Annotated in this window: 9 protein-coding genes and 1 tRNA gene; 6 read left to right on the top strand and 4 right to left on the bottom strand. The window is 63.1% G+C overall.

Features of this window, described 5'->3' with window-relative positions; translation table 11 throughout:
* Positions 1–49: 49 nt before the first annotated feature.
* Positions 50–126: transfer RNA gene (locus HV823_RS16430), tRNA-Met, on the top strand.
* Positions 127–262: 136 nt separating this feature from the next.
* Here the strand turns inward: HV823_RS16430 and HV823_RS16425 are convergent.
* On the bottom strand, positions 263–1,207 hold the full coding sequence (locus tag HV823_RS16425) for a glycosyltransferase (RefSeq protein WP_176950804.1): 945 nt from the start codon (positions 1,205–1,207) through the stop codon (positions 263–265).
* Positions 1,208–1,547: 340 nt separating this feature from the next.
* Between HV823_RS16425 and HV823_RS16420 the strand changes: the two genes are divergently transcribed.
* Genes HV823_RS16420 through wecC form a run of 3 tightly spaced genes read left to right on the top strand, consistent with a single transcriptional unit; the run spans position 1,548 to position 4,901 of the window.
* Positions 1,548–2,819, top strand: a complete 1,272-nt coding sequence (locus tag HV823_RS16420; protein WP_246301489.1) for a hypothetical protein — start codon at positions 1,548–1,550, stop codon at positions 2,817–2,819.
* 1 nt (position 2,820) lies between these two features.
* A complete protein-coding gene (locus HV823_RS16415; protein WP_176950803.1) occupies positions 2,821–3,630 on the top strand; it encodes a WecB/TagA/CpsF family glycosyltransferase in 810 nt (269 codons plus the stop codon).
* A 14-nt stretch (positions 3,631–3,644) separates the two neighbouring features.
* Positions 3,645–4,901, top strand: coding sequence for a UDP-N-acetyl-D-mannosamine dehydrogenase (wecC, locus tag HV823_RS16410; protein ID WP_176950802.1), 1,257 nt, complete (start codon positions 3,645–3,647; stop codon positions 4,899–4,901).
* A gap of 406 nt (positions 4,902–5,307) precedes the next feature.
* Here the strand turns inward: wecC and wecB are convergent, their stop codons facing one another.
* The 3 genes from wecB to HV823_RS16395 all read right to left on the bottom strand — a co-directional run bounded on the left by wecB (position 5,308) and on the right by HV823_RS16395 (position 8,979).
* Positions 5,308–6,498, bottom strand: a complete 1,191-nt coding sequence (wecB, locus tag HV823_RS16405; protein WP_176950801.1) for a non-hydrolyzing UDP-N-acetylglucosamine 2-epimerase — start codon at positions 6,496–6,498, stop codon at positions 5,308–5,310.
* A gap of 70 nt (positions 6,499–6,568) precedes the next feature.
* A complete protein-coding gene (locus HV823_RS16400; RefSeq protein WP_176950800.1) occupies positions 6,569–7,360 on the bottom strand; it encodes a CpsD/CapB family tyrosine-protein kinase in 792 nt (263 codons plus the stop codon).
* 59 nt (positions 7,361–7,419) lie between these two features.
* Positions 7,420–8,979, bottom strand: a complete 1,560-nt coding sequence (locus HV823_RS16395; protein WP_176950799.1) for a GumC family protein — start codon at positions 8,977–8,979, stop codon at positions 7,420–7,422.
* Positions 8,980–9,389: 410 nt separating this feature from the next.
* On the opposite strand from HV823_RS16395, the gene HV823_RS16390 reads away from it, so the two are divergent.
* Positions 9,390–10,313, top strand: a complete 924-nt coding sequence (locus HV823_RS16390; RefSeq protein ID WP_176950798.1) for a glycosyltransferase family 2 protein — start codon at positions 9,390–9,392, stop codon at positions 10,311–10,313.
* Between the two features lie 266 nt (positions 10,314–10,579).
* A complete protein-coding gene (locus HV823_RS16385; protein WP_176950797.1) occupies positions 10,580–11,260 on the top strand; it encodes a sugar transferase in 681 nt (226 codons plus the stop codon).
* The last annotated feature ends 69 nt before the right edge of the window (positions 11,261–11,329 follow it).

Raw genomic sequence — 11,329 nt, 5'->3', positions numbered from 1 at the left:
AGCGGCCCTTTTGCTTTGGTAGCCTTAAAGCAGGACAAAAACCGGATAACGCGGGGTGGAGCAGCCCGGTAGCTCGTCAGGCTCATAACCTGAAGGCCGCAGGTTCAAATCCTGCCCCCGCAACCAAACATAGGCACCCCCGTTGGAGAGATCCGCGGGGGCGTCGGCGTTTCTGAAAACCGTTCGACGCGCCGACGTAGATGAAAATAGCCCGAAAAGCGGAAAGCGGGCAGACCGCTGGGGCAATTACACTGTCCACGCTTCAGACGCGGCCAAGTGGCGATAACGCCGCACGCAACGATGCGCGGTGCGAAGCGCGCCTGCCGGAACGCAAAGCCTCGCCGAAAGCGACTCCCAGCCGAAACAGGAACGTTGAGACGGACCCATGATGGCGGCCGAAATAGCGGATGCGGTTCGACGTCAAAAGTGCCGAGAGATATGGATTTCGCTGATAATCGCCGCCAATGTGCATGACGGTAGACATGGGGTCATAGTAGACGGCCAGTCCTGTGCGGCGGACGCGCTCCATGTAATCGACTTCCTCGCTGTAGAGAAAGAACGTCTCGTCCCACATTCCGACCTGTCGACGGGCTTCGGCAGAGATCAGCAGAGCAGCCCCGGTTGCCCAGTCGACGGTTCCGCCATTGCCGTAGAGCAGGGGATCGTCGATCACCTCGCCCAGCCCCAAGCTGGCGGATAGCCGCCCTCCGAGCAGCGCTTCGGACCACGCGCCGATGATCGACGGCTCTTGCCGGATCGAAAGCGCCACACTGCCATCCTCATTCAGGATTTGCGGAACGACGACACCGATGGTGGGATCCAGCAGACGGCTCCGCATTCGCGCAACAGAGCCTCTATGCAGGCGTATGTCCGGATTGAGGACAAGGATATCGACATCGTCGCAGACGGTTGCTGCCGCAGCATTTATCCCCGCTGAATAGCCGCCATTTCTCCCGGTTTCGATCACACGAGCGCGGATCGGGTGCTGCCTGGCAAGTGCAACGGACTGGTCCTGGGAGGCATTGTCGACGACAACGATCTCATAGTGGCGCGTGCCCTCAAGTCCTTGCTCGAGCGAGTCGAGCAGCCCGCCAAGCACTTCGGCGCTGTTGTAGGTCACGATGACGACGGCTACTCCGGCGGAGGCGCTGTTGGACGTCGACATGGAGGCGGGCTTGGCGCCTGCGATTGACGTTTCTTCCCTCATGCTTTTCCTCGCTGGTGCGCCTCTGTTGCCAATGCACGCGTTCGGAGCATTGCAGGATCGGAGCGACACAGAAAGACTGCCGAGAGAGGTAGAAGGCCGGTTGGGCCGAACGCGCTTAAGCCGGATAGGCATGCACCCTCTGCCCTAGCTCATCCGATCGATGAATGCCCTAACCTCCACCGGCAAAATATACCTGCACCGCTAAGACTTTGAGTGCGGTGGAATATCGGCGCGAATTTTCTAGCATTGTCTGTGGAAGCAGGCGGGATCCCGTCCGCGCGGTTGCCGGCTGGCCGGGGGAGATCTCCTCGAGCCATGCGGCCATAGAATGGAAGGTTTCATGTCGATCGAACCTCAACGCACGACACATCCCTTCACAAATGGACGCGGCGACGCGGGAGCGGTACGGCTGTCCTTCAATCGCGGGCCTTCCGAGGATACCGGGCGGCTGCAGGCGCTGGCCCAGGTGTCTTCGGCAGCGCGTACCCGTGTCGGCCAGTTCATTGGCCTTGCCGGCGATGGCCTGCCGCGCATGCATGACGGCTGGACCTTCGGCCATACCTTGCGCGCGGTGAAAGGCGATGGCGGCTGGGCCGAGCGCCTGGAAGGCGACAGCCTGCGCTATGCCGCAATGGTGGCGCTCGGCCTTTCCTATCTCGAAGAAGGAGAACAGCGCTGCATCCTCGGCAGGGGAACGGCTGCCGACCTGGCGCGCGCCTGTGCGGAACGAGCGAGGTCGTCTCAGGATGCAGGCGCAATCGCATTGTCGGCCTGGGCGGCGGCCGAGGCTGGGCGTTTTCATGCGGAAGCGCTGTTCGATCGTCTTGCAACGAAAATCGCCTCGGCCGAGCCGCTGGCGACCGTGGAGTGTGCGTGGACCGTCATTGCGGCGCTATCTGCCGCGCGGCTCGGCGACACCGTACAGCTCCTGGACGCGGCTGCGAAGCGTCTGAGGGAAGCCCAGACAGGCACAGGGCTTTTTCCGCATATGCTGCCGGCAACGGCAAGCGGGCGTCTGCGGGCGCACATTGGTTGTTACGCTGATCAGGTCTATCCGATCCAGGCGCTGTCGCGGTTGTCGGTGGCGTGCGGTGACACCGGTGCTCTACAAGCCGCTGATGCCTGCGCCGCGCGCATCTGTGCACTGCAGGGTCCTGCGGGCCAGTGGTGGTGGCATTACGACACCCGGGACGGCTCGGTCGTCGAGGGATACCCGGTCTACAGCGTCCATCAGCATGCGATGGGGCCCATGGCTCTTTTGGATCTGATGGAAGCCGGCGGCAGGGCGCACTGGCAGCCGATCCTCCTCGGCCTGCGCTGGCTGGACGAGCATCCGGAAACGGTTTCGACGCTGGTGTGCCCGGAGAAGGGCGTCATCTGGCGCAAGGTCGCCCGCCGTGAGCCGGGCAAGGCCGCACGCGCGATTGCCGCGGTCACGACCGCCGCCTCGCCCGGCCTGCATCTTCCCCTGGTCGATACGATCTTTCCCCCAGGCGAAGTCGATTACGAATGCCGGCCGTACGAACTCGGCTGGCTGTTGTACGCCTGGAACGCGGAGGGCGCCGTGACTTCTCTTGCGAAGGAGCCGGCAAGCGAGCCTGAGGAGATCTGAGATGAACCGTCACCGTCAGCTGTTATTCGGCATGTATCTCGATGCGGTGCGCATGGACGACGTGATCGAGCGCTGCCACGAGGCGCTCAAGACCCGCAGCCGCATGCTGCTTGGCGTTCTCAACGCGGCCAAGGTTGTCAAGCTGCGGCAGGATGCGTTGCTGCGCGATTCCCTGATCGAGTGCGACCTGCTCGTGGCCGACGGCCAATCGATTGTCTGGGCCAGCAGGCTCCTTCGTCGTCCTTTGCCGGAGCGGATAGCGGGCATCGATGTCTTCGACCGACTGTTGACGCTGGCCCATCAGGAGGGCCGTTCGGTGGCGCTGCTGGGGGCGAGGCCCGACGTCCTTCGCAAGCTCGAGGAGGTCATCGCCAGGCGATTTCCGGGCCTGACGATCGCCTGCAGCCATCACGGCTATTTCGAGCAGCACGAGGCCGAGCGCGTGGCCGCCATGATCCGCGCTTCCGGCGCTGACATGCTGTTCATCGGCATGACGTCACCGAAGAAGGAAATCTTTCTCGGAACCTATGGTTCGTCGCTCAATGTGCCCGTCCTGCATGGTGTCGGTGGTTCTTTCGATGTCATGGCGGGGTTGACGAAACGGGCGCCAGTCGCCTGGCAGCGGGTCGGCATGGAGTGGGCCTATCGCCTGCTTCAGGAGCCGAGACGGCTGTTCTGGCGCTATCTGGCGACCAATACCAGTTTCATACAACTCACCGCCCGCGAGATGTTTCATCCGGCAAGGGCGTTTGCGGCCGAGCGGAGCGGGCCGGTACCGCAAGCCGGCTCTTCGGCAACCGACACGCGTTAGTGGAGCTTAGGTCGATGAACGAAGTTTTCAGGGGCCGGCTGGCCATCATTGGTATGGGTTATATCGGCCTGCCGACCGCGGTCGCGATCGCGACGCGCGGTATCGACGTGATCGGGGTCGATGTCAATCCGGCAACGGTGGCAGCCATATCGCGCGGCGAGGTTCCCTTTGTCGAGCCGGATCTCGCGGTCGCCGTCAGCGGCGCGGTGGCAATGGGGCGCCTGAAGGCGACGACGGAGACACCGGAGGCAGATGCCTTCATTATCGCCGTCCCGACCCCCTTCAACGAGGACCGCACCGCCGACCTTTCCTACGTCAAGACTGCGGCCGAGCAGATCGCGCCCAAGCTCAAGCCCGGCGACATCATCGTGCTGGAATCGACCTCGCCGCCCGGAACCACGGAGAAGATCGGAACCTGGATCGGGGCGTTGCGTCCCGATCTGCGCATGCCGCGCGACGGCCAGGCGGTGGCGGACGTCTATATCGCCCACTGCCCGGAGCGCGTGCTGCCCGGCCGGATCATGATCGAAATCGTTACCAACGACCGCGTCGTGGGCGGGCTCACGCCGAAGTGCGCCGAGAAGGCGGCCTCGATCTATCGCCTGTTTGCGCAGGGAGAGATCCTTTTGACGGATGCGGCCAGCGCGGAAATGGCGAAACTTTCGGAAAATGCCTATCGCGACGTCAACATCGCCTTCGCCAATGAACTTTCGATGATCTGCGAGTCGCTTCACATCGACGTCTGGGAGGTCATCCGGCTTGCGAACCGCCATCCGCGTGTTTCGATCCTGAGTCCGGGGCCGGGCGTCGGTGGCCATTGCATCCCGGTAGACCCCTGGTTCATTGTTTCTGCCGCGCCAAGGCTTGCCCGGCTGATCCGCACCGCGAGAGAGGTCAACGACCGCAGGCCGCACGATGTCGCCGAGCAGGTGGTCGCCAAGGCACAAAGGTTCCGTTCGCCGACGATCGCCTGCCTCGGCCTGACCTTCAAGGCCAATGTGGACGACGCGCGCGAGAGCCCGGCGATCGAGGTGGTGTCGCTGATCGCAAAGGCCTTGCCCGAGTTCGATATCCTGGCCGCCGATCCCTATGTTCACACCCTGCCGAAGCAGTTGAGGGAGTTCGGAAACCTGCGCCTCGAGAGCGCGTATCAGGCGGTGGAACGCGCGGATATCGTGGTCCTTCTGGTGGAGCATGAGCCGTTCAAGGCGATCCGCCACACGCGGCTCGGCGGCAAGGTGGTCTACGATACGCGGGGGGCCTGGCGCTGAGGACGGCGAAGGTTTAACACGAACCGCCGAACCACGGGGACCAGCATGGCGGGGATATTCGATTCCGTCGTGCCAGCGCTGCAGTGCAGCCATTTCTCTCACGCAATATGCTGTGCAAAGGCAAGGTAGCGGCAGCTTCCAGCGGCTGTGTACCGGTCCTGCTTACAGGCCGTCACATCCGAGAAGGCTCGGTGATCGCCGTTTCCAGAGTCCGCCCGCTGTTTGGCAGTCTGCGTTGGGGGAAACGGGATCGCTGGAGTGCTGCGCGGCCCGCCGACGCCTTGCATGTCGAATGGCCGATCCAGTGTGCAGCAGCGGTCCGGGCGTTCGACTGGCACCTCATGACTATCATGATGCCGAGGCACCTCGATCGCGCGCAACTCAATGAAGCGCGACCTGAGCCGTGCTACGCCGCGAACGGGTCGAGCACGCGTGCGGCGGTGGGCCGCTGGCGGCCGAGGCCGGAATCGAACTCCTCTGGCCGTTCGCCCAGCGCGAAGAAGTGTTCGATGGCGCGGACTGAACGGGCGGCGGCGCGGCCGTCGCCATACGGGTTCACCGCTCTTGCCATCGCCTGATAGGCCTTGGCGTCCGTCAGGAGCCGTGTCACGGCATCAAAAATGTCATCCTCGCCCGTTCCTACGAGCCGCACCGTTCCGGCCTCGACCGCTTCGGGACGTTCCGTCGTGTCGCGCATGACCAGGACCGGCTTGCCGAACGTGGGCGCCTCTTCCTGCACGCCCCCACTGTCGGTCAGCACGATCGAGCATGCGGCCATCGCCTTGGCAAAGTCCGGATAATCGAGCGGCTGGGTGATGACGACGTTGTCCAGCCCCTCCAGCGGTGGCAGCAGCACTTCACGCACAGCCGGGTTCAGATGTGCCGGCAGCAGGAAGGCGACGTCCGGGAAGGTGCGGGCCAGACGGGCGATCGCACGCGCGGACTGGGCCATAGGCTCGCCCCAGGATTCGCGGCGATGGGCGGTGATGAGAACGCTTCGCCGGCCGGCGATGCGATCGACGTCCGGGTTCACGAGATGGGAGTTGCGCGCGGAGACGTGCAGCAGCGCATCGATCACCGTGTTGCCGGTCACCACCACGTCGCGCTCTGCAACGCCGTCTTTCATCAGGTTTGCCTTCGACGTCCGGGTCGGAGCAAGGTGAAGCACCGCCAGCTGCGTCGTCAGACGACGGTTGACCTCCTCGGGAAAGGGGTTGAGGCGGTCGCCGGTCCTGAGCCCGGCCTCCAGATGAATGAGCGGCACCTTGCGATAGAAGGCGGCGAGCGCTGCGGCAAAACAGGTGGTGGTATCGCCCTGCACGACCAGCGCGTCGGGCATTTCCGCCTGGATGACGCTGGAGACGCCGTTGAGCACCCGTGCCGTGATCGATTCCAGCGTCTGCGAATGGGTGAGAATATCGAGGTCGTGATGCGGTTCGATGCCGAAAAGCCTGTTGACCTGATCGAGCATTTCCCGGTGCTGGCCGGTCACCGCGACGATCGGGGTGCAATGATGCGAACGGCTGAGCTCGTCGATGAGCGGAGCCATCTTCACCGCCTCGGGCCGCGTTCCATAGACAACCAGTATCTTGCGCATGCCTGTTTCCCTCTCGATGCGTTTGATCTTGGTAACTTGAAGCCGGCGTCGACCGCCGCGGGCCGAAGGTTCAGTAGCCAGGCCCGTATCGGCAGCGGTTCAGCACGACACCGGCCACGTTTGAGCGTTCGGAAAGTTCGCGCTCGCAGGCATCGACCTCGTCCAGCGTACTCTTTTCCGCGCCGACCACGAGGATCGCGCAGTCTACGTTCGGCAGGAACGCGGTGACGTCGTCGCCAGGCAGCATCGCCGGCATGTCGAACAGGATCACGTCCGGGTTCATGCGCTTGCGCATGTCCCTGAGCGCCTTTGCTGCGTCCATGCTTTGGAGAAGTTCCGCCGAATATTTCACTGGACGGTTGTTCATTCCGAAGGCGAGGTTGTCTCCGCAGCGGTGCATGACGTCACGCAGTTCGCAGTTGCCGCTCAGGAAATCCTCCATCGAGGCATTGTTGCGCGTTCCGAGCAACTGGCCGAGGCCCGGCCGCTTCAGGTCGAGATCGACCAGCACCGTGCTGCAATCCTTCTGGTTTGCAATGCTGAAGGCCAGGTTCAGCGCGACCAGCGACTTCCCGCATCCTCGCGTCGGCGAGGTGATCGCGACCGACGTCCACCCGTGCTGGCGCAGCGTTTGAAGCAGTCTGGTGCGCAATATGTCGAACGCGCTGTGCGACGGATCGGAACGATGAAAGGTGACGATGCGGTTTCGCTCGGCGAGCTGCGGGTTCATCGCAAACACGGGGAGGCTTTCCCAGACCATCTCGCGCTCGAAGCGGGCACAGGCCTGAACGGTCTGCTCGGCGAGACGATCGGCGCTCCGAAAACGCATGGCTTCCTGCAATGGTGCCGGTATCTGCTCCATGGTCTATTTCCCGCTGGTGGAGGTCAAATTACGGATACGATTGGTGCCCTGCGTCATCCCTAGATCGCCCCCCCGATCAACCGTTGCATCGCATGCTCCATCGGCTGATAGAAATGGTGCAATGCCAGGAGGAAGGCCGGCACGAGGCTCGCCGAGACGAACAGGGCGGCGAGATTGCGCTTTCTCCATCCCGCCGCATACGCTGGCTTGATAACCGGTATGGTTGCAAGCGGCTGGGTCTGCAGCAGCTTGGACAGATCGACCGGCCGGCGGACGGTCCGGTTGATCAATTCCAGCAGGAAGGCCACGCCAAGCCCCAGGCCGAGCCCCGCCACCGGCCCAAGCATCATGATGCGCGAGCGCTTCTGATTGACCGGATCGAGCGGCGGCGTCGCCGCTTCCAGGACAGACACACGTCCGCCGTCCTTGCGCATTTCGATCTGCTCGCCTGTCGACGCCTCGGCCCGACGGGCGATCGCCGCGTTGTATTGTGTCTGGACGTTCGCGCGGTTGCGCTCCAGTGCGTTCAGCACGGTTTCGCTCGCGGGCGTCGCCGTAATCGACCGCGTCAGCTCGTCGATGCGCCGCGTTGCCGATTCCCGTTCGCGGTCGATCGCCTGCAGGCGCTCGTCGATGTCGGATAGCTGCAGATCCAGCCCGAAGGTAATATCGGTGCCGTCGGGCTTGTCGTCCTTGACGCCGGCGTCCTTCGGCTGGCGCGCCAGCACCTTTGCCTGGAGTGTCGCGATGCGGGTACGCAGGGCGGCGACGTTCGGGCTCGTTTCGGAAAAGATTGCAAGCTGCTCGGCCAGCGCCCGGTTGAGGTCTGCCAGCATCTGCTGCTCCGGCGTCAGGGGTGCTGCGTCCGAAATTCGCCCCGTATTCGTATAGGTCGCGATCAGGCTGCTTCGCCTGGATCGCAGGTCCGCTTCCTCGCGCTCCAGTGAAACGACCCGTTCCTGCAGGCTGCTTTGCTGGTTGCGGCGGAAGTCGACGCTTTCGGGCAGCGTGTCCTTGTTCTCGGTCTTGAACTTCAGGATGTCCGCCTCGAGCTTGCTCAGCTGCGTGCCGAGCCGCGCGACCTCCTGGTTGAAGAACTGCACCGTGCTGCCGGCGCGGTCGGTACGCTGGCGCTGGTTTCTGGCGAGGATCATCGTCGCCAGCTCGTTCGCCACGCGCGCGGCCAGCACCGGATCGCCGGAGGTGAAGGAGACGTCGAAGATGATCGTGCTCACGTCACGTCCCTGTGCATCCAGAAGCACCTGATCGAAGGAGATTCGCGAGCGAAGGTCCTCGACGATGTCTTCGGGCTGCGGCTCGACCTCGGCGCCAGCATAAAGATCAAGCCGTTCGGCCAGCGCGAGCAGGTCGTCGCGGGTGGTGATCTGCTGCTGGAGGATCTGCAGCTGCTCGACTGGACCGACGGCAAGCGACGAGCGCGCCAGCTCGGAAGGTATTTGCGGCGCCTCCACGAGGATCTTGGCGCTCGCCCGGTATTTTGTCGGCAACATATACGCGAAGCCGACGATCAGGGTGCAAACCGCGACCGCGACGGCGAGCGCGAGTGGAAGACGTCGGATCAGCAGAGAAAGATAGTAGCGCAAATCCATGCTGCTCATTGGTAAACCACGCGAATCGTCAGAATGGCCCCATTGCCGGCTGCCATTCTCCGGCGGCTGTGCAGCGCACGATAGATCGTCAATGGTGGGTGCGCTGCTTGCGCGTTTGGCGAGTGGTAATCCCTTTGGGTAGCATCGTTCGACCTATGCCTTATCGCTGCCGCGACCGCGGCCCTGTCGCGTCGTCCGCCCAGGATCGGGACGCCACCGTCCCGCTTCCATCCGCCGAAAGGCGAAAAGGAGGCATTCGCTGCGAACCGGGCTCTCCAATGGGCGAAGGCGTGCGCAGGAACTCCGCCCAAAGTTCAAGGCACAGCCCGCTTCCTACCCGTCGTACTGCAAGGCCATGCTTGCGGCAGAGCCGCCCCGGATGACCGGGCACGCGCACGGTCGAGCCGAGGTGAAGTCTCATGGGGAGTGCCTATCAGCTCAGCGTCGTCATTCCGCACCTGAACGAACCGGAAAATCTGCGGCGTTGCCTCCTGTCGCTGGACGCGCAGCGGGCGGACGATGTTCCGTTCGAAGTCATCGTGGTCGACAACGGGTCTGCGAGGATGCCGGAGGAGGCCTGTGCCGGCTTTGCCGATCTGCGGCTCATTCGCGAGGTCGTCCCGGGGCCTGGTCCCGCCCGTAATCTTGGTGCAAGCCTGGCACGGGCGGATCTTCTGGCCTTCATCGACGCTGACTGTGTCGCGCAGCCGGGCTGGGTTCGCTCGATCGTCCTTGCGATGCGTGACCGGCCGGAGATCGATCTGCTCGGCGGCGATATCGCCATATTGATGACGGATGTGCATCGGCCCACTGCGATCGAGGCCTATGAGAGCGTCTACAGCTATAGGGCCGAGCGATACGTGGAGAAGCATGGCTACGCGGCGACGGGCAACATGGCTGTCAGGACCTCGGTATTCCGATCCGTCGGGCCGTTCGGCGGCATCTCGACGATGGAAGACACTGAATGGGGGCAAAGGGCGACGAGGCTCGGCCATGTCATTGCCTTTCTCCCGGAGGCGAAGGTGCTGACCCCGTCCTGCAAGTCGTTTGCCGAGCTTGCACGGCGGTGGGACAGGCATGTCGCTCACGAATTCCGGCATGTCGGCGGCGGATTGGCTGCCAAAATCCGCTGGCTTTGCTACTGCGCCGTCGTTGCTGCCTCCCCGGCCTTCGAAGCGATCCGGCTTCTCCGCACCCAGCGGATTTCCGGCCTCGCCAATCGGTTGCGCGCGCTTGCATGCGTCACCCGCGTACGGCTCTACCGCGCGAGGCTTATGCTCAACCTCGCCCTTCGCGGAAACGCGAAGTCCCTCGTTGAAAAGTGGAACCGCGAGACCGGCTGAGACTACTCCCCTGCGCTGTTCCGGGATGTGCCAGGGCGCATCCAAACGGCCAAACGAAGTAGAGCAGCCTCATCCCGATAGCCTAGATCGAATTGTCTAACGGCGATTTATTGTGAAGCCATTTCAGATGGTTAATATAGCCTTAATCAAGCGCCTTCGAAAATTCTGACGTCAACCAGGCTGGCATTCCGCCGGCCCGGATATCCCTTGGGTGCCGCAATGGTTCCCGGCGCTTGCAGCTATGTCCAGCATATGCGGAGGCTGTAATGTCGAAAGACCACCTGCCCTTTTCGCTCAGGCTTGCGACGCAACCGATGTCGCAGGCGCAGGCGGTGGGTTCGCGATCAATCTATCTCGCCTCGAAAAGACTGTTCGATATTTTCGTGACGCTTGCCCTTGCGCCATTCGCGCTGGCGCTTGTCGGTGTTCTCGTCCTTCTGGTGCGCGCAGACGGACAGCCGGCCTTCTTTTCGCAGCCGAGGATCGGCAAGGACGGGAAGACGTTTCAATTGTGGAAGCTTCGCTCAATGGTGCCGCAGGCGGCCGACAAGCTGCAGGAACACCTGTCGTCCAACTCGGCAGCCCGCATTGAATGGGAGCTCACGCAGAAGCTCAAGGAGGATCCGCGTATCACGCGCGTCGGCCGCTACCTGCGCAAGTATTCGCTCGACGAGCTTCCCCAGCTGTGGAACGTTCTGCGCGGCGACATGAGCCTCGTCGGTCCTCGCCCGATATTGCCGGAGCAGCGGACCCAGTATCCCGGTACCGCCTATTATGAGATGCGTCCGGGTCTTACTGGCCTTTGGCAGATCAGCGAGCGCAACGGCTGCAGCTTCGCCGAAAGGGCGGTACACGATACGCGATATTTCGGAATGATGTCCTTTGGAACCGACCTTTGGATCCTCTCCAGGACGCCGCTCGTGGTGTTTCAGGGGACTGGACTTTGAAAGGAATGCCGCGTCCCGCTTTGGCCTGCTCTATTTGGTCGATTGTTCGAGACATGCGGCATACGAGAC

It is taken from the genome of Mycoplana rhizolycopersici, from assembly GCF_013378445.1.
Lineage (GTDB): Bacteria > Pseudomonadota > Alphaproteobacteria > Rhizobiales > Rhizobiaceae > Mycoplana > Mycoplana rhizolycopersici.
The sequence above is the reverse complement of the archived record's forward strand: the minus strand, read 5'-3'. Positions and strand labels throughout refer to the sequence as shown.